Origin of the sequence: Microbacterium sp. ZW T2_14, from assembly GCF_044987405.1 — a bacterium.
Lineage (GTDB): Bacteria > Actinomycetota > Actinomycetes > Actinomycetales > Microbacteriaceae > Microbacterium.
This window is the reverse complement of record NZ_JBJDRK010000034.1, coordinates 15,491-37,881: the sequence shown is the minus strand read 5'-3', so window position 1 is coordinate 37,881 and position 22,391 is coordinate 15,491. Positions and strand designations below refer to the sequence as shown.

Sequence of the window (22,391 nt, the reverse complement as noted above, 5' to 3'; positions counted from 1 at the left end):
CCCGGCTCTAGAGTGTGACGCATGACCGACGCCTCGTCCTCGCTCGGCGCGAGCGCCGCAGAAGCCGCCGACCCGCTCGCCGTCGACCCCGCGGTCGGCACCGACGCCGCCGCGATCGTCGTGAGTGACCATCCAGCCACGTTCGCCCTCGCCGAGAATCAGCAAGGTCGGCCCTTCTGGGCGAGGCTCGACAACCCCTTCGCCGCCGGCCTCCTGCTGACACTGGGAGGATTGGTCGCGCTCCTCCTCGGGATCGCACTCACCAACATCTCGACCATCCTCGTCTACATCGGACTGGCGATGTTCGCCGCCCTGGGCTTGGATCCGGTGGTCAAGTGGCTCGGCAGGCACGGGGTCAAGCGGGGATGGGCGATCGCCATCATCTTCCTGACCGGCGCCATCCTCGGCGTCGGTCTCATGTTTCTCGTCGTGCCGACCCTGGTCGCCCAGATCGGCCAGTTCGTCACGGGCATCCCCGACACCATCGACAACTTCCAGAAGTCCGACTTCTTCAAGTGGCTCGAGGGCATCTTCGGCACCGGGCTGAACTCGCTGGTGACCGACGCCGAGAAGTGGATCACCGACCCGGCGAACATCGCGGCGATCTCCGGCGGTCTGCTGAAGGTCGGCGCCGGCATCGCCACCGCGATCTCGGGTGGCCTGATCGTCGTCGTCCTGACCCTTTACTTCGTCGCCTCGCTGCCCGGGATCAAGAACTCGCTGATGCAGTTCGCGCCGGCACGCCGCCGCCCGGGCGTACGGGCCATGACCGACCAGATCACCGACTCCGTCGGCGGATACCTCATGGGAATGGTCATCCTGGCGTTCTTCAACTCCGTGGTCGCGACTCTCCTGCACTTGGTGCTCGGGCTGCCGTATCCGCTGCTGATGGGTGTGCTCGCCTTCTCGATCACGATCATCCCGCTGATCGGACCGGTGCTGTACTGGATCGTCGCCACCGTCATCGCGCTGTTCACGAGCCCGATCGCGGCGTTGATCTTCGCCATCTGCTACCTGATCTACATCCAGATCGAGGCCTACGTGCTCACCCCGAAGGTGATGAACAAGGCCATCGAGATCCCCGGCTCGCTCGTGGTCATCGGTGCGCTCATCGGTGGCACGCTGCTGGGCTTCATCGGGGCGCTCGTCGCGATCCCGGTGACGGCGTCCATCCTGCTGATCATCAAACAGGTCTTCTTCAAGAAGCAGGACGCCAAGGTCTGACAGCCGTCCACCCCGGCGCGGCACCGCATGCCGTCGTGCGGCTGAGGTTCCAGGCAGCGCCGCGGGCCGCGGCATCCGTGTCGATGGTGTGAGAACGGATGCCGCGGTCAGTAGTCCACTCGCCGGCCGACGTCAGCGGATCGGCAGGAGACAGGTGGGCGAGGGCGCGTCGGCGCGATGCCGCACGCGTCCGGGCACGCCGGTGCGCAGGTCGAGGGTGAGCGAGGCGGCCTCGTCCGACAGCTGACCGGCGACCAGCAGGATGTCGCGGACCACGACGTGGTGCCGCGGCCAGTCGACGCCGGCGTCGACGAGGGCGACCGGAGCCACCACATCGCCCGCGCCGCGGACACGGAGCGTCGCGAGGGTGTTGCTGCCGCGCACCCCCGCGTAGACGAACTCGCCGTCACGGGAGAGCGCCACCTCGGCGGCGTTGTCACCCGGAAGCGTGCCCGCGCCGAGCGGCGTGCCGCCGACCAGTCGCCAGGTGCCGTCGGCCGACGGTGCCAGCACGAACAGCTCGCACGAGAGCTCGGTGACGACGTAGAGGTGACCGCTCGGATGCCACACCATGTGCCGCGGGCCGCTGCCCTTCGGCAGCGCGATCTGCTGCACCTGCCGCAGACCGTGGTGGCCGTCGCGCCAGAACCGGACGACGTCGAAGCCGAGATCGGTGGTCGCGATGAGGCCGCCGGGCAGGAAGACCGCCTGGTGCGCCCGCGATGGACGGGCTTCGCCTTCGCCGGTGTCGTCCTTCGCCTCGTCGGCACGGTCGTGGTCGGGGACAAGGTGCGCGTACTCGTCACCCGCGGCCTCGCGCAGGGCACGGGCTGCGGCGACGAGGTCGATGTCGCCGGCCGAGGCCGGAGCGTCGGCGGCGTCGGGGCCGTAGGGGTCGACCGCCACAGGGGCCGTGACGGGCGCGGAGGGCCGGCCCGCGGCATCCAGTTCCATCCGGATCACGCGGCCGTCGCCCCAGCAGCTCGCGATGAGAGAGCGAGCGTCGGGCGCAACCGCCACGTGACACACCGCCTCGCCTGCGGCGACCGGCGCGCCCAGCGGCACGAACGTCGTCTCGCCGGTGCGCCGGAACGCCTGCACCTGCTGCCGCTTCTCGAGCGCCGCATAGACGACGTCGCCCCTCGACAGGCTCAGGGAACGGTCGCCGGTCCCCGAGCCCGGGTGCGGCGCGAGCCACGACGGCGAGTCGGCGGTGGCGGCATCGCCCGCGAACGCGAGTGCGCCACCCGCCGAGGTCTCGTCGGGGGCGCCGGCGAGCAGCATCCCGATCCCCCCGGCGCGGCCATCCATATCGGCGGTGTAGCCGCCCCGCAGGAATCTCATCGCAGCCGCGGCCGCGTCAGTCGACGAGGTCGTGGCGCACGATGACCGCGTCGCGCGAGGCGCCGACGCCGATCACCGAGATGCGGGTGCCGCTCATCGCCTCGAGCGCGAGCACATACTCCCGCGCCTCGAGGGGGAGATCCTCGAAGGTGCGGGCACGGGAGATGTCGGCCTTCCATCCGGGGAAGTACTCCAGGATCGGCTTCGCGTGGTGGAAGTCCGACTGGTTCACCGGGATCTCGTCGAAGCGCTCACCGTCGATGTCGTAGGCGACGCACACGGGGATCTGGTCCAGGCCGGTGAGAATGTCGAGCTTGGTGAGCACGAGATCGGTGATGCCGTTGACCCGGGTCGCATACCGCGTGATCGGGGCGTCGTACCAGCCGACGCGACGCGGACGGCCGGTCGTGGTGCCGAACTCGAAGCCGCGCGAGCGCAGGAAGTCGCCGTTCTCGTCGAAGAGCTCGGTCGGGAAGGGGCCGGCCCCGACGCGCGTCGTGTACGCCTTGACGATGCCCACGATGCGATCCAGGCGGTTGGGGCCGACACCCGAGCCGGTGGCCGCGCCGCCGGCCGTCGCCGACGATGACGTCACGAACGGGTAGGTGCCGTGGTCGACGTCGAGCATCGTCGCCTGGCCGCCCTCGAAGACGACGACATCGCCGGCGTCGAGCGCGTCATTCAGCAGCAGGCCGGTGTCGGCGACCATCGGCCGCAGCCGCTCGGCGTACGACAGCAGGTCGTCGACGATCTCGTCGACGGTGATCGCGCGGCGGTTGAAGATCTTGACCAGCAGGTGATTCTTCTGGTCGAGGGCGCCCTCGACCTTCTGACGCAGGATGTTCTCGTCGAAGATGTCCTGCACGCGGATGCCGACGCGATTGATCTTGTCGGCGTACGCGGGCCCGATGCCTCGGCCGGTCGTGCCGATCTGCCGCTTCCCGAGGAAGCGCTCGGTGACCTTGTCGAGCGTGCGGTGATACTGCGTGATGATGTGGGCGTTGGCGCTGACCCGCAGGTGCGAGGTGTCGACGCCGCGCGCGTGCAGCGCCTCGAGCTCCGCGAACAGGACCTCGAGGTCGACCACGACGCCGTTGCCGATGATCGCGTTGACGCCGGGAGACAGGATGCCGGAGGGCAGCAGATGCAGCGCATACTTCTCGTCGCCGATCACGACGGTGTGGCCGGCGTTGTTGCCGCCGTTGAACTTGACCACCCAGTCGGTGCGCTCACCGAGGAGGTCGGTGGCCTTGCCCTTGCCCTCGTCTCCCCACTGGACTCCGACGATCACGATGCCTGGCATGGGCTACTCCCCCGTTATCGGACGGTTACACCCCATCCTATCGGGGCGCCGCGGACATCCCCTCGGCGGGTGGCGGAGTCCCACCGGATCCGCGCCGCGGCGGATGGTACGCGTCGCGTGTGGTCGTGTCCATCCCGGTGCCGACCCTGACCGTGCGGCCAGAGGGTGTTCCGTACATTCGCCGACATCGAGGAGACCCCGCGTACTTCCACCTGCAGAACCTGATCAACCCCATCGAACAGGACGAGCCCGATCCCGCCGCCGCCAACGCCTTGCAGGAAGGGCTGGGCGGCCAGTTCGGCGAGATGCGCACGATGATGCAGTACCTGTTCCAGAGCATCAACTTCCGCGGCGCCAACGCGAAGCCGTACAAGGACCTGCTCCAGGGCATCGGGACGGAGGAGATCAGTCACGTGGAGCTGATCGGCACCACGATCGCGCGTCTGCTCGACGGATCCCCCGCGTACCAGGGCAAGCCCGCCGACCCGGTCGACCTCCCCGGAGCCCGGGGAGCGACGCCCCTGAACATCGCACTGGACCACAGCAACATCCACCACTATCTGGTGGGTGCCCAGGGCGCGCTGCCCGTGGACGCGGCCGGAAACCCGTGGAGCGGCAGCTATGTCTACAACTCGGGGAACCTCGTTCTCGATCTGCTCTACAACCTCATGCTCGAATCCACCGGTCGCCTCCAGAAGTGCCGCCTGTACGAGATGACCGACAACAAGACGGCCCGGTCGACGATCTCGTACCTGATCGTGAGGGACCAGGCACACGAGAACGCCTACGCCCGGGCGCTCGAGACGCTCGGCGTCAAGTGGAGGACCGCCCTTCCCATCCCCAAGACCAACGCGGAGCGGTTCCCCGAGGTGAAGCGGCTGCTCGACCTGGGCCTGCAGAGCAAGCAGTACTCCTTCGACCTCGGCGACCAGTCCGAGGCGGGGAGGATCTTCCAGGGCATGTCGCCCTCGGACGACGGCACGCAGCTCGACGCCACCGAGCAAGCACCGGAGGGTGTGCCCATCGAGATCGCTGCCGAGCGACCCGAGGAGTTCTCTCCCGGCGCCGACCCGGAGCTGATCGCGCTCATCGAAGCCACCGCGGCGATGGAGATGGCCGACATCGACACCACGTTCGGCAGGCTCGGCTGACGCCGATCGCCCGCCATGGGGCGCGGCGTGGCGCCGCGTGCGCGCCGCGTGCCGGGTGCGCGCCGCGTGCCGGCGGGTGTGCCGCGTGCCGGCGTGCGCCCCGCCTGTTCGGCTCAGCGTCGCGGCAGCACTTCCAGGGTGGTCTCCAGGACGTCGTCGCCGGTGATCGCTCCGACCGGGCCGGGTCCGTACCTGTCGTACTTCGCGTGGAGCGCGCTGTCGATGCTCGCCCGCACCTCGGGTTCGGCCGGGCGGAAGGTGACATCGGCCTCGATACCGCCGGCGCTGATCCGGCCCAGGCCGGAGCGCCGCGCCCGGCGGAACCATCCGTTCTCCGGGCCGTGCGCGGAGCGGATATAGAGGGTGTCGCCGACGGTCGCGTGCCAGATGGTGGTGAAGGGTCGCAGTGTCCCGTCCGGGCGCTGCGAGGTCACGCGCAGCTCGGTGGCGTTTCCGATCCGGCGCAGTTCATCAGCGGTCCAGGCGGTCATGAAGCGCGCTCCTCGCTGCGGTGCGGGTACTCGCCGGGCGCGAGCTTGTCGCCCCAGACGGTCTCGGGCTCGCCGGTGGCAGGCGCCTCCCACATCGCCAGGTGGCACATGAAGTCATCGGCCGTGGCACCGTGCCAGTGCCACTCCCCCGCCGGCGTGTAGACGGTGTCGCCGGGATGCAGCTCGATGACGTCCTCGCCGCGGCTCTGCACGTATCCGCGGCCTTCCGTGACGTGAAGGGTCTGTCCGACGGCGTGCGTGTGCCATGCCGTGTGCGCACCGGGGGTGAAGCGGACGAGGTTCAGCCGCGCGCGCGACGGCTCCTCACCGGCGTAGTACGCGTTGAAGTACACGTCGCCGGTGAACCATTCGCCGGGCCCTTTCACCGTCGGGGTCTTCGGCTGCATCCGAGTGCTCATGTGTCCTGCCTTCCTGTGCCCAGCGAGCTCGTCGAGCGCATCGAAGCCCGTCATGGCGGCTTCCTCCGCGCCCGCTCGACCATTCCACTCCCCGGCTCGCAGATGGGGAAGGTGCTGGCGTGACGTGTACTGGCAGAACCCCCTACGACGTCGTGAGGCTGTCCACGACGTCGGGGCGCCGCGTGGGCCGCAAATGCGGCCTCATCGGGGGGGCCGTTCGCTTCGACGCTTTCACGGGCAGACGCGCACCCGGCGACCCTCAAAGCCGACGACGTCACCGAGCTGCAGCTGCCGCCCACGGCGGCGATCGACCTCGCCGTTCACGGTCACATAGCCGTCGATGATGGCCTCTTTGACGTTTCCCCCCGAGTCGAGGAGCCCGGCGAACTTGAGGAACTGCCCGAGGCGGATGCCATCAGAGCCGATCGGGACGTCATCGATCGGGGCCGCGTTCGTCATTCCCGAATGCTAGACGACGCTGTCCCCGTCGCGGGCCTCGCGGTCGACAGGGAGCGACGGCGCCACGCCGGGACCCACGGTGCCACGACGCCGCGCACGGCCATCGCTATGGTGTGGCCATGACGCGTACTCGGGCATGGGCGACGGTGTGGACGGTGCTGCGGCTCGCGATGGCCGCCGTCACGGTGGCGGCGATCACGGCGCAGCTCTCGAAGTCGATCGGCACCGCGACCGAGCTCGATCGCGACGTCACGACGACGGTCGCGAACTTCTTCAGCTTCTTCACGATCCTCTCGAACGCGATCGCGGCGATCGTGCTCGTGTGGGCAGCGGTCTGGTATTTCGCTCGCGGCCGCAGAGCGGCCGTCGAGCCCCCGGCGCTGGCCGTGGCCCTCGTCTGCGCGAGCAGCTACATGATCATCACGGGCATCGTCTACAACGCGCTGCTGCGCAACATCGAGCTGCCCCAGGGCAGCGCGCCCATCCCCTGGTCGAACGAGGTGCTGCATCTGATCGGCCCGCTGTTCCTGTTGGCCGACGTGTTCTTCGGGCCCCTGCGCCGCTCGCTGCCCTGGCGCAGCCTGTGGGCGGTGGTGGCCTTCCCGATCGTCTGGGTGATCTACACGATGATCCGCGGACCCCTCGTCACCAACCCCGTCTCCGGCGACCCGTTCTGGTACCCGTATCCGTTCCTCAACCCGAACGCGCCCGGCGGCTGGCCCTCCGTGGTCCTCTACGTCATCGGCATCGCGCTCGCGATCGTCGCGGTGGGCGCCTTCGTCGTCTGGTGGGGGCGCCGTTCCGGTGCAGCGGATGCCGATGCGGGGACGGATGCCGGCGCCCGCGTGGCCGTGACATCCACGCCATCGGACTGACGCAAACTGGCCCGTCACGGGCGTTTGTAACTTCTGTCCCCCGAACGGCGGACACGTTGTGGCTTCTGTACAACGGTGCCGTATCGGCGCGCGCTTTCCGCACCCCACCCTCACAGATGTTTCCGGTCCTCCCGTATCGGCAGGAGTACATCTGTGCTCGGGCAAGACGACACGCATCCGCGTGGTGTCGACAAGGGGGAGACATGTACTGGTCATGGTTTCGAATCGCCGCGGCGATCACCGGGTTCTCCGGTGTCGTCGCCGGATTCATCGTCAACGTGGATCGCGCGGCGCGCCAGGGGCAGGGCCTCGGCGACGTGCTGGCGAACTACTTCAGTCTGTTCACGATCGTGTCGACGCTGCTCGGCATCGTCACGCTGCTCGTCGCCGCATCATGGGGGATGCGGCACCCGGGCACGGGGCGCGAGCCGCTGGGCATCGCCCTCGCCCTCGCGGCCGTGACGGGACCGGTGCTGCTGCTCGGCCTCGTCTACAACGCGCTGCTCCGAGGACTGCCGGCACCGGTCGCCCTCGGCGACTCGGTCGGCATCGCGATGATGGACGGCTACGCGGCAGAGGTGCTGCACGTCGTACTGCCGATCTACTTCCTGCTCGATCTGCTGCTGGCACCGCACCGGCGCGGACTGCCGTGGTGGTCGCTCGCCGTGCTGGTGGGCTACCCGCTCGGCTGGACGACGTACACGATGGTCCGTGGCGAGCGCGTCGGGAATCCGGACGGCACCACGGCGTGGTGGTACCCCTACCCGTTCCTCGACCCGCACGGCGACGGCGGCTACTCGTCGGCGCTCATCTACATCGGGGCGATCCTGGCGGGCTTCCTCGCCATCGGCGTCGCGATCATCGTGATCGGCCGCTACCGCGAGCGCCGCGCGGTGCGCCACGGAGCGCCGGCGGCACGGGGGGCGCTGCCGATCTGAGCGCGCGGTCGGGTCGGCCGGTTCGGGTGGCAGGAACGCCGTCCGCCGACGACAGGAGAGGCGGGGCCGGAGCAGCCGGCCCCGCCTTTCCGACGGTTCAGCTCAGCCGACGCCGACGCATCGCCGCCAGCACCAGGACGACACCGCCCGCAAGGATGGCGAACCCGACCGACAGCGCGATCACGACGGCGCGTCCCTCGAGGCCGGTGGGAGGCAGCGGAGCGATGAACGTGTTCGTGAACGCGATCGTCACGGTCCCCGACGCGAGGGACACGGTGCCGGACGCTCCGGGCTGCTCCTCGCCGTCCACCGTCATCGTCGTCTGGGCGGCGTCCCCCGTGTCGGTCTCGGTGACCGTGCACTCGCTGCCGGCCGGCAGATTCTCGATCTCGGCGGTGAGCCGGTTCGGGCCGCCGATGTCGTAGGAGGCGTCGAGCACCACGAGTCCCGGCTCGGGGTGCGACGGGTCCACGAGCACGCACCGTACGTCCACCGGGAACGTGCGGTTGACCGATGTGGCGCCGGTGCCGTCCAGGATCTTCGAGATGCTGAGTGCCGTGACCCCGAACGCGTTGGCGATCGCGACCGAGGTCTGATCCGCGGCATCCGTATTCGGAAGGGGTGCCAGTTCGGTGACCGTCGCGGACTGCGGGTCTCCGGCCTCGCCGCCCTCGGTCACCACGATCGTCGTGGACTCGGCCCCCGCCGTGTCGGTCTCGGTGACGGTGCAGTCGGCGCCCTCGGGCAGCTCGGTCCACGTGACCGTCTCGCCGTCGGCGATCTGCTGCGTCATGGGCTCGGCCGCCGTGACCCGCTGCTCATCCCAGATGCAGGCGAGCTCCACCTCGAACGGGCCGTACGCGATCGGCTCGCCGTTCTGGTCGACGGCGCCGCCGTTGTCGACGGTCTTCGAGACCGACACCTGCGCGAGGTTGAAGGTGTTGCGCACCTGCAGATCGGGCTGCGGCTGGTCGTCGACGCTCAGGATCGCCGGGTCGGTCTCGACGGTGAAGGTGTAGCCCTCGCCGTCGCCCGCCACCACGTTTCCGTCGGCGTCCAGGATCTCCGTCGAGTTCGCGCCACCGGCATCCACCTCGACGAGGCGGCACTCGGACCCGGTGGGGAGGTTCTCCCACAGGGCCGTCGGCGAGTCGGCGCTCACGATGCGGATGCCGCCATCGGGGATGTCGACGATCTCGCCGTCGCGAAGGCACGCCAGGCGCAGCTCGTAAGCCGCGGTGCCGAACTTCTCGGCGCCGTCGCCCGCGAGCGTCTTCGTCACCTCGAGCGAGCCGGTGAGGTACCAGTTCGTCGCGGTAACCGTGACGAGGCCGCCGGTGACCGGCACGGTGCCGGTTCCGACCGACGTGTTCTCGCCGTCGTTGGGTTCGATGACAACCGCGTCGGCGCCCTTCAGATCGTCCTCGACGACGGAGCACTCCGAGCCCGGGATGACCTCCTGAACCGCCGTGGTCCACCCGTTCTCGGCGTTCAGCTCGACCTGGGTGTCGAGCACGGTCTCACCGGCGAATGTGCAGGTGGCGGTGAACGTGAACGTCTGGTCGAGGCCGAACTGGTCGGCGCCGGCACCCTCGAACTCCTTCACGAGGAGCAGGGCTGTGGCGTCGTACAGGTTGGTGTACGTCACGGTGTTGACCACCGCTGTGCTGTCGGGCTGCAGCTCCGGGATCACGACCGTGCGCGTCTCCTGGTCGATCACGGGCGCGAGATCGCCCTCGACGCCCGGCACATCGGCCTCGGTGATCGTGCCGTCCGCCTGGCGGTCGTCGGTCTCGGTCACCGTGCACTCGGAGCGCGCGGGGATCTCGGCGATCGTCTCGGTCTCGTTCGCGTCGAGGGCGAACGTCTCGTCCACCACCGTCTCGCCCTCGAACGTGCACACGACGTGGAAGCCGAACTGCGTCGGGATGTACGGGCTCGCCGACTCGACGATCTTGCCGACCTCGAGCGACGCCCATTCGTACGTGTTCTCGACGTCGAACGCGAAGGTCTCATCGGCGCCGGTCACGGTGATCGACTCCGGCGAGATGGTCGTGCCGGTCTGGCCGGCGTCCTCCTCCGCGACCGTGCAGACCGAGCCGACCGGAACGTCCGGGATCTCGACCGGGTCCTCGCCGGGCACGATCGTCACGACCCCCTCATCGGCGAGCGGAACCTCGGCGCCCTGCCAGGTGCACGACACGGTGGCCGTGAACTCCTCGGGCACCGGGAAGCCATCGGGGGCGTCCACCGACTTGGCGACCGACACCGAACCGTTCTCGAACACGTTGGTCACCGAGACGACGACCGGCGTGGTGCCGTCGCCGACGGTCACCGGATCAGGGCTGATCACAGGTGTGCCGGTGGCGTAGCCGGCATCCGTCTCGGTGACCGAGCACTCGGCGCCGGTCGGAAGCCCCTCATAGAGCGCGGTGCCTGCGCCGGTGATCGTCCGCGTCGCACCGCCGGGGATGGCGACGTCGACCGTCTCCCCGTTCACGACGCGGGTGCACGCGAGGCTCACCGTGTACACGTCGGTGGTCGCCGGGTCGAGGCCGTTCGCGGGTGCGCCGTCGAGCTCCTTCTGCACCTCGAGTGAGCCGATCGTGAACGTGTTCGTGATCGCGGCCTCGACGGGCGCCGTCGGGTCGTCGCCGACGGTCACCGTGACGCTGTCGGTCGAATCGTTCGCGCCGCCGTTCTCGGTCTCGGTCACGGTGCATTCGGCGCCGGTCGGCAGGTCTTCGACGAGCCACGTGGTGTTGTCGGCATCGAGCGTCGTGGAGTCCTCGAACACCGGGTTCGGTGTGACGCCATCCAGTGTGCACGACATCTCCACCGTGAACTCCGCGGTACCCCAGCCGCCCGGGTCCACGATCACCTTGGTGACCTCGACCGGCCCGGTCGTGTAGACGTTCTCGAACGCGACAGCGGTGAGGGCGGTGCTCGTCTCGTCCGCGTACGGGAGGATCGTGAAGGATGCCTCATCCACGGTGACCGGCTCCCCGCCGGCCTCGGTGATCGTGATGTTCGTGCTCGCCGCCCCTGCGGCATCCGTCTCGGTCACGGTGCACTCTGCACCCGCGGGGATGTCGGAGAACGTCTTGGACTCGCCATCGGCGAGCGTGAACTCGAGGTCCGCGCCGGGGATGGTCTCCTGATCGAGGTAGATGCAGCTCGCCTGGAACGTGTAGGTGCGCTCGTAGACGATGGGATCACCGTCCTGGTTCACCGGGTCGCCGCTGTCGACGGACTTCTCGACGGTGAAGCCACCGGCGGCGAAGACGTTCGTGACCTCGATCGAGGACTGCTCGGGATCGCCGCTGTAGGCGTCCCAGACCGACGGCTCCTCGCTCCAGTCGCGGTCGGCGGTGACGCCGTCCTCCGGCTCGACCGTTACCGTGACGCCCGGGATCACCGGGTCCTCGGTCACCGTGCACGTCGAGAACAGCGGCAGGTTCACCGGTCCGGTGATGCTGTTGTAGGCGAGCACGGTGCCGTCGGCGTCCACCGACGGCCTGCTGGCGTCGGTGCCGTCGGCGTGCAGCAGCGTCACCGGCAAGCCCCCCGAGGTGCAGCTCACGAGCAGCGGATAGCTGTCGGGCAGCTCGATGTCGGTGGCGAACTCGGGTGCCTCGACGACCTTCGACAGCAGCAGCTGACCGGTCGCCGCCGCGACGCCCACCTTCTGCGGCTCGACGACGAGCGAGGGCCGTTCAGGCTGGGTCACGGTCGGGTTCGAGCGGGATGCCGTCGCGAACGAGTTGTATGCGACGGGAAGGCCCGACGGCACCGCCGAGGCGGCGGGCAGCTCGAACGGCGTCTGCGTGTCGAAGATCAGGCGAAGCGTCTCGCCGGGGCGCAGGCCGGGTGCCGGAGAGACCTGCCCCGGGTTCTGGTATTCGAGCACCAGCAGCATGCTGCGGGTGGCGTTGAGCGTGCCGACAGGCGTGATGGGGCTCACCGGAACCCACCCGAAATCGCATCCGGGCAGCGGCGCCGCGTCTTCGGTGTAGACCTTGATCGCGTTGGTGTTGCACTCCTGACTCAGCTCCACCGGTGAGATGAGCACCGCACCCATGGCGTTCGCACTGTCGGCCAGCTCGCCGAAGTTCGCGAAGACGTCGCCCGCCAGGGTCACCGGGAACTGCGAGTCGCGGGCGCCCGGCACGATGACGCCCTCATCACCGACCGAGGGCAGCACATCGAGCGCGGCGACGACACGGGCGCTCGTGTTGCCTGTGTTCGTGAAGTCCAGCCGCCACGTCTCGCGTCCGCCGGGCCTGGTGACCGGAGCGCACGGGTAGGAGTAGAAGCCGTCGTTCGTGACGCCGGGGACGCTCGCGTCGCACGCGGCCGCATCGCCGTCGACGTTCAGCACGCCGAGATCGTCGTCGCCGGGCACCGCAGGGTCGCCCGCGTCGTCGCCCTTGACGTACTTCTTCGCGGCGATCGTCGCGATCGCGATCGGCGAGATCGAGGTATCGGCCGAGCACTCGGCCACTCCCGGCGGAGTGTTCTCGACCGGCTTGGGCGTGAGGTCCCTGCCATCGACGACCGTCGTGCTCTCACACGTCTCGAACAGCCGGTCGGACGACACCGTCGCCACGTTCGTCACGACCGTGTCGGGGGTCACGTCGTCGCGGAACCGCAGCGGTGCATTGACCGTGAGCGTCCAGCCGGCGTTGAACACGAAGCCGGCCGGGGGCGTGATCGTGAGCAGCCCGGTCGTCTCGTCGAGGGATGCCGTGAACCCCGGGTTCCCGCTGGGCGCACCGGTGCCGGTCAGCGCGAACCTGTAGGCGGTCGGATCCGGCTCGATGAGGAGCGAGCCCTGGGCGTCGGTCGCGACCTGGTCCACGATCGTGAACCCGGTCATGTTCCATTGCCCGGTGTTGACCGCCCTGATGATGTACGGGATGGTGCCGTTCTGGCTGATGAGCGCCGACGAGCCGCGCGTCTTGGTGACCCTCACCGAATTCGGGCGGTGCTGCACGATCGTGCTGTCGGCCGCCGCGCCTGTCTGGGTGAAGGTCTGTGTGCCGAACTGCGCCGTGCTGAAGGACTGCACGTCGTCACTGATGACGCCGAGCTCGGTCTCGCCGGGGTTCGGCTGCAGGTCGGGCCGGGTCGTCGAGACGAGCACGGTCGGGTCGCTGCGCAGGAAGTCGCGGCGCTCCGTCGTGACCGAGAACGTCAGCTGCGGGTTGAACGGCCGCTCCCATTGCAAGACCGTGCCCGCGTCATCGACCTCCTGGGCGCGGAACCGCACGCCTACGACGGTGCCCTCGTCGGTCACGCCGGTGGGGAGGTCGAAGCTGACGATGTCGCCGGGTTCGGCATCCGTCCACTCGCCGTCGACCCAACATGGTGAGTCGGCCGCGAGGGGAACGCCGTTGCAGGTCGCGGTCAACGTGCCGCCCGCCTCGGTGTAGACGATGTCGGACCCGGCGTCGTCGTCGACGAGCACGTCCATGGCGACCTGGTTGACCGGTGCCGGCACGGTGATCTGCGCGCCGAGGTAGTCCATCGTGTTCCAGAACGTCGGTGTTGTGTCGGTGAGGCTGAAGAAGGTGGTGCGCGCCGTGCCGTTCGGCCGTCCGCCCAGCTGCGTGACGTAGCTCTTCGACTGATCCTCGTAGATCGACGCGGGCGTGATCGACTTGGTCGTGGTGATCGAGTAGCCGGCCGGGACGATCGCGAACTCGTCGGCGTCTTCGGCGTAGCCGGTGCCGCACTGGTTGTCGGCGCAGTCGTCGAGCACGGGCGTCTCGAGCTGGACGCTCGCGACGTTCGCGATGCTCGCGCCCGAGGGTGTGACCGTCACGAGCGTGCTCGGATCCGACCGCAGCACTTCGCGCAGCTGCCAGGTCAGGGTGACGCGACCGGATCCGCCCTGCGGAATGACCGCTGCTCCGTCGTCGTCGCGGAAGGCCACGGTGATCCCGGTCACGTCGGCGAGGTCGCCGGCGTCGAGGGCGAGCGCATCGGCGTACGAATAGTCCGTCGGCGTGCCGCTGCGGTCGAGCGTGACGGTGGTCTCGGCGTCGGTGATGCCCGGCGGCAGCTGGATCGCGTCGATGTCGTAGAGGTTGAGCGTGTCGAAGACGGTCGGATCGGGTTGGGTGGCAGCCGGGTCGGTGATCACCATGCCGGTCACCCGCGCCTCCGACGTGTTCGTCGCCACGAGGGTGCCGCTGATGAGCGGGTACTCGGCGGGGTCCACGTTGAGCGCGGGGTCCGGCAGACCGAGCTGGGTCTGATCGAAGTCCTTCGTCAGCGTCGCATTGATCGGCTCGTCGACGATGAGGATCGTGTCGCCGTCGACGTCCACGCTGTCCACGCCCGTCGTCTCGTTGACCCCGTGCGCACTCGCGGTGTTGTCGACGAGGCCGGCTTCGCCGGTGTTGTACCCGTAACTGTGCAGGTCGCCCAGCACCCATTGCGCCGGATCGCTGCGCAGCGTGTCGCGCACGCGGAAGTCGAGGTCGAACGGTCGGCGGTCGTACGACGTGCCGACGCCGGCGCCGGCGGTCTTCTCCGTGAGCACCACCCGCACGGCGAGCGCTGCCGCCGCCTGCTCGGTGGTGAGCTGATAGCCGCCGAACTGGCCATCGCAGCCGCTCGCGCAGGCCTGGGTGGTGATGTCGGTCCAGCCGGTGCCGTCGAGGTAGAGCGAGACCTCTGTCACGACGTCGTTCACGATCAGCGGGTCGATGGCCGGGGTGATCGGGTCGATCGCGACCAGGTCGAAAGCGTCGTAGACCGACGCGACAGTGTCCTCCGGATCCGCGGTCTCGGAGATGTCCGTCAGCGTCATCTCGGTGATGTTCAGGCCGTCGGTCGACCACCACAGGCGCGCGGTCCGCGTGCCGCCCGACAGCGCGGCCACGTCGTCCTCGGGCGTCCACTCCTTGTCGAGGAAGTCGGGGCCGGTCCCGCCGTCGATCGGCAGCAGGTTGATGTCGTCCGACGCGCTGTCGGTGTGCTCGCCGCCCGCATCGGGGTTGTCGACGAGCGACTGGGCCGTGTTGGTGAAGGTCACCGGTGCGTCGTGCGGCTCGGTCACCTCGACCTCGATGTGTGTGACCACGGTGAATCCGGGCGGCAGCAGTTCGGGGCATCCGTCCGCATCCATCGGCAGGTACTCGAACTGGATGCCGCCGATATCGCCCTGGAGGTCGGCGGGGATCTGGTACGACCAGAGCGCCTGGGGCCCGGGAACCTCGGTCGCACCGGGGAGGTCCGTCCACGGGCCGTCCGGCGCGTCCCAATACCGGAGCGTCAGCGTGGTGCACGCCGGGATGTCGGTGTTGTCGATCTCGGTGGCGGTGAAGTTGTCCCAGAACTCCGAGCCCTGCTCGGCTGATTCGGGATCGGAGATGACGAGCTTCTCGGAGCCGACCGTCGACTCGGGTGTCACGTTGCCGGTGAGCGTGATGTCGGCGTCCGTGCCCGGCACGCCCCAGACCGTCTCGGGGCTGATCGACTTGGTCACCGTGGTGTCGAGCGTCTGAGGCTCGATGGTGAACGGTGCCTCGGCGTCGTCGGTGCCCTCCTGACCGTTCGCGTTCTCGACGATGGTGTCGACGGCATTCGTGCTCGACACCGTCGTGTCGGTCGGCAGAGCCGTGACGTTCATCGGGATCGTGGCGTACGCGCCCGAGACGATGTCGTCACCGTCTGCCGAGTAGACCACCGTGAAGCCCTCGACGGTGCAGCCGGCGGTGGCGGCCGGGAGGGTGCCGACGGTGGTGGTCGACGCGGAGCTGTCGGCGCAGTCGCTGTACGTGTAGGTGATCTCCGCCTCGGTCGCGGCGACCGGCCACTCGACATCGCCGGTGAAGCCGTCGAAGCTCAGCCCTTGCTCGGAGAACGTTGCGGCGTCCGTGGAAGGCTCGGTGACCGTCAGGGTCTGCACGTTCTGCTCGCCGACGGTGGCGGTGATGTTCGCCGTCGTGCTCTGGCCGCTCACCAGCGTGTTGTCGGCGAAGGACTTCTCGATGCTGACGTCGGGATTCCGCTGCGCGATCGTGACGCTCGCGTCATCGGTGACCGGTGGGCTGGCGGTGCCGTCCTCGGTCACGGTGGAGGAGGCGTCGTTCGTGACGGTCACCTCGGTCTGGTCGGCGATCGTGGTGACGGTGTCGTTGGTCACGGTGTGCACGATGACCTCGCCCGTTGCCCCGGGCGCGAACGTGCCGGTGAAGGTCACGCGCACGCCGCCGGCATCCGACAGCGGGTCGGGCTCGGTCGTCGTCCAGCCACCGTCGACGTAGTACTCGGTCGTCGTGCCCGTCGTGCCCGGTGGGGCGGTGATGTCGACGCCGGCGACGTCGAGGTAGCCGTCCGCGGTGGGCGGATTCACCGGATCCTGCATGACGATCGTGTCGACGTTCTGATTCGACGCATTGCCCGGGGTGACAGTCCAGTCGACGGCCTGGCCGGGCACCGCGGGGATCGTGCTGGTGGGGGTGACATCCTTCGCGATGCTCGCCAGCAGCGTGGTCTCGATGTCGAGCACGATGCCGTCGGAGGCGGACGCTTCAGGCGCATTGGTGCCCGTTGCGGTGGCGGTGTTCGTGATGGTCTGGCCGTCGTACGTACCCGGAGCGCTCGGGTCGACCATGGCGTTGACCGTGATGGTCATGCCGTAGCCGGCCGGCCAGAGCACCGGGTCGGCCGCGAGGTCGAGTCCGGGTGCGACGGTGAAGCTGTTGGCGGCGGTGTCGACCTTCAGGTCGTAGGTGCCGGCCGGCTGGCCGGCGGGCGGGTCGATCTGGACCGTCACCGGGTCGACCGCGGGATCGGTGTTGAAGATCAGGGGTTCGGGCAGCGCATCGTTCACGACGGTGTCGAAGCAGCCTGCCTCGTTGGTCGACGAGCAGTTGACCGTGATCTGGTAGGTCACCGTGTCGCCAGGACCGAACGGCCCCGGTTCCACCGCGGTCTTCTGGATCGCGAACGCGGCGACCGCGAACGCCGGAGACGCGACCCCGACGAAGACGGATGCGGCCGCCAGTGTCAACGCCGTGATACCTGCCAGAAGACGCCGACGCCGCTTCATAACCCTCAACCCCCTGAGTGCAGTGACTTCGCCAGCCTAGGGGCCGATCAGCGGCAAATTCCAGCCCTTGCGTGTGACCATTGTGAAAATTGTCACGTGGCCGCATGGATGCTCGGGAGTGACGGATGCCGGGGGCCGCGGCATCCGTCATCGCCGTGGTGGGGGGCCGCCCGCGCGGCGTGCCCCGCCCAAACTAGACTTGGGGACCATGTCGAAGGTCCTTCAGTCCCTGCCCGTCGGCGAGCGCGTCGGCATCGCCTTCTCAGGGGGCCTTGACACCTCCGTCGCGGTCGCGTGGATGCGCGACAAGGGTGCGATCCCCTGCACCTACACGGGCGACCTCGGTCAGCCCGACGAAGACGACATCGACGCGATCCCGAACCGCGCCCTTGAATACGGCGCCGAGGTCTCGCGTCTGGTCGACTGCAAGCCCGCCCTCGTCGAGGAGGGCCTGGGCGCGTTGGCGTGCGGCGCGTTCCACATCCGCTCGGGCGGCCGCACCTACTTCAACACGACGCCGATCGGCCGGGCGGTCACCGGCACGCTGCTCGTGCGCGCCATGAAGGAGGACGGCGTCGACATCTGGGGCGACGGCTCCACCTACAAGGGCAACGACATCGAGCGGTTCTACCGCTACGGGCTGCTGGCCAACCCGGCCCTGCGCATCTACAAGCCGTGGCTCGACGCCGACTTCGTCACGGAGCTCGGCGGGCGCCAGGAGATGAGCGAGTGGCTCGTCGAGCACGGCTTCCCCTACCGCGACTCGGCCGAGAAGGCGTACTCGACCGACGCGAACATCTGGGGGGCCACTCACGAGGCGAAGACCCTCGAGCACCTGAACGTCTCGCTCGAGACCGTCGAGCCCATTATGGGTGTGCGGTTCTGGGACCCGGCGGTGGAGATCGAGACGGAAGACGTGGCGGTCTCCTTCGAGGCGGGCCGCCCGGTCGCGCTGAACGGCGTCGAGTTCTCCGACCCGGTCGCGCTGGTGTTCGAGGCCAACCGCATCGGCGGACGCCACGGCCTCGGCATGAGCGACCAGATCGAGAACCGCATCATCGAGGCGAAGTCGCGCGGCATCTACGAGGCGCCGGGCATGGCGCTGCTGTTCATCGCGTACGAACGCCTGGTCAACGGCATCCTGAACGAGGACACCCTCGCGACGTACCACGAGCAGGGCCGCCGCCTCGGCCGCCTGATGTACGAGGGCCGCTGGCTCGAGCCGCAGTCGCTCATGCTGCGCGAGTCGATCCAGAAGTGGGTCGGCTCGACGATCACCGGCACGGTGACGCTGCGCCTCCGCCGCGGCGAGGACTACACGATCCTCGACACCAGCGCCCCGCGGCTGTCGTACCACCCCGACAAGCTGTCGATGGAGCGCGTCGGCGACGCCGCCTTCGGTCCGACCGACCGCATCGGCCAGCTCACGATGCGCAACCTCGACATCGCGGACTCGCGCGTGCGCCTCGAGCACTACGCGGCGGCCGGGATCATCGGCGGCACCACCGGCGAGCTCGTCGGCCACCTCACCCAGGGCGAGGCGGGCGAGATCACCGAGCACGCCGAGGGGTTCAGCGCCGCGCAGGAAGAGCTGGCCGAGGCGACGGATGCCGCGAACGAGGCATCCGCGTTCGACTCCGGCACCGACTGACCCGCGCCGCCCCACCGGGCTCTGATCGGCCTCGCGGGGCGCGGGGGCCGGGTCGACCGGCGGGGGCGCCGCCGAAGCTGAGCCTCTGCTTTGCGTTCCTCCTCTATCTTGCACAGTGTTGTGCAAGATCGCTAACCTGGATGCATGAGCACCTCGACGGATGCGGCGCGCCGGCCGCGGCGCGACGCCTTGGAGAACCGCGCCGGGATCCTGGCTGCGGCCATCGTGGCCCTCGCACACGACCCGCGTGCGTCGGTCGACGCCATCGCCCGCCAGGCGGGACTCACGCGGCGAGCGCTGTACGGCCATTTCGACGACCGCGATGCGCTGGTGCGTGAACTTGTCGCGCAGGGCGCCACCCGGTTCAACGCGATCGCCGACACCATCGACGACGCCGACGCGCGCGTGGCACTGGCCCGACTGGCGGCAGGGCTCTGGACCGAGGCGTCTCACGTGCAGGTGCTCGCCGCGATCGCGCTGGACGAGGCCCACCTCGAAGAGACCGCGACCGCGCTCGCCCCGCTGCGGCGCACGGTGGTGCGCATCGTCCGCGACGGTCAGGACGCAGAGGTGCTGCGCACCGACGTCACCGCCCCGACGCTCGCGCGGCTCGTCGAAGAGACCGCGCGCACGGTGATCACGCGGATGGATGCCTCGTCCCCGGCGGCGCGGGACCTCGCGGTGCGTGCCGTGCTCAGCATCGCGGGCCTGTCCTGGCGCGAGGCGGCGGCGCTGCTCGAGGCCCACCCCGACGTGCTCACGCCTGCTCAGGCCTCGACGACCGAGGGGGCGAGCGCGTGAAGATCGAGCTGGATGCTGTGGGCAAGGGTCGCCGCGAACACGCGCTGCCCCTGACGTCGGCGGTCTTCGAGTCCGGTCGCGCCACCCTGGTCGTCGCCGAGACCGAGCAGCGGCCCACGGTGCTCGGGCTCATCGCGTCGGGACGCATGCGCCCTGACACCGGACGCGTCGCCATCGACGGGCGGACGGACTCCGCCGCGCTGCGTCGCCGGGTGGCTGTCGTCGACGCCCCCGAGATCTCGGAGCCCGAGCCGAACGTCACGCTCGCCGGCGTCGCCGCGGAAGAGCTCATGTTCGCCGGTCGCCGGTCGGACCCTCTCGCCGTGCGGCGCTGGCTGGAGCAGCAGCGGCTCGGGGACGCGGCATCCCTCCCCGTCTCGAACGTCGACCCCGCCGACCGCGTGCGCGCGCTCTGCGAACTCGCGGTGCTGCGCAAGGGCGTCGGGGGCCTCGTGCTCGTCTCACCCGACCGCCACGGCGGCGAGCCCGCCGCCTGGTGGGCCATCGCCGAGGACTTCGCGGCACGCGGCCTCGCCGTGCTGGTGATCGCCGGCCAGGCCTCCGCGCCCGTCGCCGAGCCGACCGCGCCGGCCGCCGAGCCCGATCGCTCGACGAGCGGGAACCATTCGCGCTCAGCGACAGCGCGCCCCCGCCTCCGCCGCCTCACGGCCCGTACGAAGGGCGGCCGTTCATGAAGGTCCCCCAGATGATCCTCGCCGAGCTGCGGCGGCTCACGTCGACGCGCATGTCGCTCATCGCGCTGATCGCGCTGATGGTGGTGCCGATCCTGTACGGCGGCCTGTACCTCTGGGCGAACCGCGATCCCTACGGTCAGCTCGATCAGGTGCCGGTCGCCCTCGTCGTCGCGGACGCCGGCGCGCAGCTCAACGGCACCGACCGCAATCTCGGCGACGAGGTCGCGCAGGAGCTCATCGAGGACGGCACGTTCGACTGGCACCTGGCGACCGCCGACGAGGCCGATGCGGGTCTCGACGACGGCACGTACGACTTCGCGATCGAGCTGCCCGCCGATTTCACGGCATCCATAGCATCCATCACGACCGGCGAGCCTCGCACCGCCGACATCGTGCTGCACACCAGCGACGCCAACAACTACCTCGCCTCGACGATCGGCACTCAGGCAGTCGAGCGCATCCAGACCACGATCACCGACAAGGTCGTGGCCGAGGCGGGTCTCACCATGCTCGACGCGCTCGACGCCATCCGCATCCAGCTGACGGATGCCGCCACCGGCGCCTCGCAGCTGGTCGACGGCCTCGCGCAGGCCGGCGACGGCGCCTCGCAGCTCACGGCCGGTGCGACGCAGCTCGCCGACGGCACCGCGCAGCTGCGCGACGGCTCCGCCCAGCTGTCTGCCGGTGCCGCGCAGGTCGCGGACGGCGCGGCCCAAGTCGCCGACGGCACCGCGCAGCTCGACGCGATCGCCGATCGCATCGGGACCGCCTCGTCGGACGCGGCGTCGGCGCTGCCCCAGGTGCGCGACGACATCACCACCGCCCTCACCGACGCCGGTGTCGACCAGGCGCGCATCGACGACGTGCTGGCAAAGCTCGATCCGGTCGGCGATCGGCTCATCGCGGTCGATCAGCGCGTGCAGGGCGCCGTCGCGCAGATCGACCGACTGAACGACGGCGCGCAGCAGGTGTCGGCGGGCGCAGCGACGGTGTCCACGGGTGCCGCCGACCTCGCGACGGGCACAGCGACCGCCGCCGACGGGGCATCCCAGCTGCAGGGCGGCGCCGCCGCGCTCGGCGATGGACTGACCCAGCTCGAGGACGGCGCGACACAGCTGCGCGACGGGCTCTCCGCGGGCGCCGCCCAGCTGCCGTCGTTCGACGCGGCGACCCGCGAGGCGCAGGCCGCCACACTCGCCGCGCCCGTGGAGATCGAGCGGTCGTCGCTCACGCAGGCGCAGAACTACGGCGCCGGCCTCGCTCCGTTCTTCGCCGCCCTCGCCGGCTGGATCGGCATCTACGCCCTGTTCCTCATCGTCAAGCCGGTCTCGAAGCGCGCCGTCACGGCGCTGCACTCCCCGATCCGCATCACGCTCGCGGGCTGGGCGACCCCGGCGCTCCTGGGCGGTCTGCAGATGATCGGGCTCTTCGGCGTGCTCGCGCTCGCGCTGGGCTTCTCCTTCGCCCACCCGCTCGCCACGCTGGGGATCCTGCTGCTCGCGAGCGCGACGTACGCGGCGATCGTGCTGGCGCTGAACGTCTGGCTCGGCTCTGTCGGTCAGTTCCTCGGCCTGGTGCTGATGGTGCTGCAGCTCGTGACCGCGGGCGGGACGTTCCCGTGGCAGACGCTGCCGGCGCCGCTGGCGGCACTGCATCACGTGCTGCCCATGGGCTACGTCGTCGACGCCATGCGTCAGGTGATGTACGGCGGCAACGCCGACCGGGTCTGGCTCGACCTGACCGTGCTGCTCATGTGGCTGGTCGGCGCGGGACTGGTCGCGGCGATCGGCGTCACGCGGATGACCCACTTCCGCACGCTGCGCGACCTGCAGCCCAGCGTGATCGGCTGACGCGGGGGCCGGCATCCGTGCAGCGCCGGCACCCCCGGGGACGCGGACCGCGACAACAGCCCGATCGTGGGGCGAAAAGCGAATGCGATTCGGCACAACGCACGCCCCGGGGATAGCATGCGG

The 22,391-nt window shown here is 69.6% G+C and carries 15 protein-coding genes; 9 read left to right on the top strand and 6 right to left on the bottom strand.

Annotated elements, in window-relative coordinates:
• The first annotated feature begins 21 nt into the window (after positions 1–21).
• On the top strand, positions 22–1,224 hold the full coding sequence (locus ACI3KY_RS12550) for an AI-2E family transporter (protein ID WP_404930504.1): 1,203 nt from the start codon (positions 22–24) through the stop codon (positions 1,222–1,224).
• 132 nt (positions 1,225–1,356) lie between these two features.
• Here the strand turns inward: ACI3KY_RS12550 and ACI3KY_RS12545 are convergent, their stop codons facing one another.
• Together ACI3KY_RS12545 and ACI3KY_RS12540 are read right to left on the bottom strand one after the other, a co-directional pair.
• Positions 1,357–2,568 (bottom strand): lactonase family protein, encoded by a 1,212-nt coding sequence (locus ACI3KY_RS12545; protein ID WP_404930503.1) that lies wholly within the window; start codon positions 2,566–2,568, stop codon positions 1,357–1,359.
• 16 nt (positions 2,569–2,584) lie between these two features.
• Positions 2,585–3,871: an adenylosuccinate synthase gene (locus tag ACI3KY_RS12540; RefSeq protein ID WP_404930502.1), complete on the bottom strand. Its 1,287-nt coding sequence runs from the start codon at positions 3,869–3,871 to the stop codon at positions 2,585–2,587.
• Positions 3,872–4,047: 176 nt separating this feature from the next.
• On the opposite strand from ACI3KY_RS12540, the gene ACI3KY_RS12535 reads away from it, so the two are divergent.
• On the top strand, positions 4,048–5,022 hold the full coding sequence (locus ACI3KY_RS12535; RefSeq protein WP_404930524.1) for a manganese catalase family protein: 975 nt from the start codon (positions 4,048–4,050) through the stop codon (positions 5,020–5,022).
• A gap of 113 nt (positions 5,023–5,135) precedes the next feature.
• Here the strand turns inward: ACI3KY_RS12535 and ACI3KY_RS12530 are convergent, their stop codons facing one another.
• Positions 5,136–5,513, bottom strand: coding sequence for a DUF2255 family protein (locus ACI3KY_RS12530; RefSeq protein WP_404930501.1), 378 nt, complete (start codon positions 5,511–5,513; stop codon positions 5,136–5,138).
• Positions 5,510–5,932 carry a cupin domain-containing protein gene (locus tag ACI3KY_RS12525; RefSeq protein ID WP_404930500.1) on the bottom strand — a complete coding sequence of 141 codons (423 nt, stop codon included), beginning with the start codon at positions 5,930–5,932 and terminating at the stop codon, positions 5,510–5,512. The genes ACI3KY_RS12530 and ACI3KY_RS12525 overlap by 4 nt, the downstream gene beginning before the upstream one ends.
• On the opposite strand from ACI3KY_RS12525, the gene ACI3KY_RS12520 reads away from it, so the two are divergent.
• Positions 5,933–6,055 carry a hypothetical protein gene (locus ACI3KY_RS12520; RefSeq protein WP_404930499.1) on the top strand — a complete coding sequence of 41 codons (123 nt, stop codon included), beginning with the start codon at positions 5,933–5,935 and terminating at the stop codon, positions 6,053–6,055.
• Positions 6,056–6,163: 108 nt separating this feature from the next.
• On the opposite strand, the gene ACI3KY_RS12515 is transcribed toward ACI3KY_RS12520, so the two are convergent.
• A complete protein-coding gene (locus tag ACI3KY_RS12515) occupies positions 6,164–6,391 on the bottom strand; it encodes an RNA-binding S4 domain-containing protein (protein ID WP_404930498.1) in 228 nt (75 codons plus the stop codon).
• 119 nt (positions 6,392–6,510) lie between these two features.
• Between ACI3KY_RS12515 and ACI3KY_RS12510 the strand changes: the two genes are divergently transcribed.
• Together ACI3KY_RS12510 and ACI3KY_RS12505 are read left to right on the top strand one after the other, a co-directional pair.
• The gene (locus tag ACI3KY_RS12510; RefSeq protein WP_404930497.1) at positions 6,511–7,266 is read left to right on the top strand and encodes a Pr6Pr family membrane protein; all 756 of its coding nucleotides are present in this window, start codon (positions 6,511–6,513) and stop codon (positions 7,264–7,266) included.
• Between the two features lie 203 nt (positions 7,267–7,469).
• Positions 7,470–8,204, top strand: a complete 735-nt coding sequence (locus tag ACI3KY_RS12505; RefSeq protein ID WP_404930496.1) for a Pr6Pr family membrane protein — start codon at positions 7,470–7,472, stop codon at positions 8,202–8,204.
• Positions 8,205–8,301: 97 nt separating this feature from the next.
• On the opposite strand, the gene ACI3KY_RS12500 is transcribed toward ACI3KY_RS12505, so the two are convergent.
• Positions 8,302–17,232 (bottom strand): DUF5979 domain-containing protein, encoded by an 8,931-nt coding sequence (locus tag ACI3KY_RS12500; RefSeq protein WP_404930495.1) that lies wholly within the window; start codon positions 17,230–17,232, stop codon positions 8,302–8,304.
• 247 nt (positions 17,233–17,479) lie between these two features.
• On the opposite strand from ACI3KY_RS12500, the gene argG reads away from it, so the two are divergent.
• The 4 genes from argG to ACI3KY_RS12480 all read left to right on the top strand — a co-directional run bounded on the left by argG (position 17,480) and on the right by ACI3KY_RS12480 (position 22,268).
• The gene (argG, locus tag ACI3KY_RS12495) at positions 17,480–18,922 is read left to right on the top strand and encodes an argininosuccinate synthase (protein WP_404930494.1); all 1,443 of its coding nucleotides are present in this window, start codon (positions 17,480–17,482) and stop codon (positions 18,920–18,922) included.
• Between the two features lie 144 nt (positions 18,923–19,066).
• Entirely contained in the window at positions 19,067–19,723 is a 657-nt protein-coding gene (locus ACI3KY_RS12490) for a TetR/AcrR family transcriptional regulator (RefSeq protein ID WP_404930493.1), read from the top strand.
• Complete coding sequence (locus tag ACI3KY_RS12485) at positions 19,720–20,418, top strand: hypothetical protein (protein ID WP_404930492.1); 699 nt, start codon at positions 19,720–19,722, stop codon at positions 20,416–20,418. Before ACI3KY_RS12490 ends, ACI3KY_RS12485 begins: the two co-directional genes overlap by 4 nt.
• Entirely contained in the window at positions 20,415–22,268 is a 1,854-nt protein-coding gene (locus tag ACI3KY_RS12480) for a YhgE/Pip family protein (RefSeq protein ID WP_404930491.1), read from the top strand. The genes ACI3KY_RS12485 and ACI3KY_RS12480 overlap by 4 nt, the downstream gene beginning before the upstream one ends.
• The last annotated feature ends 123 nt before the right edge of the window (positions 22,269–22,391 follow it).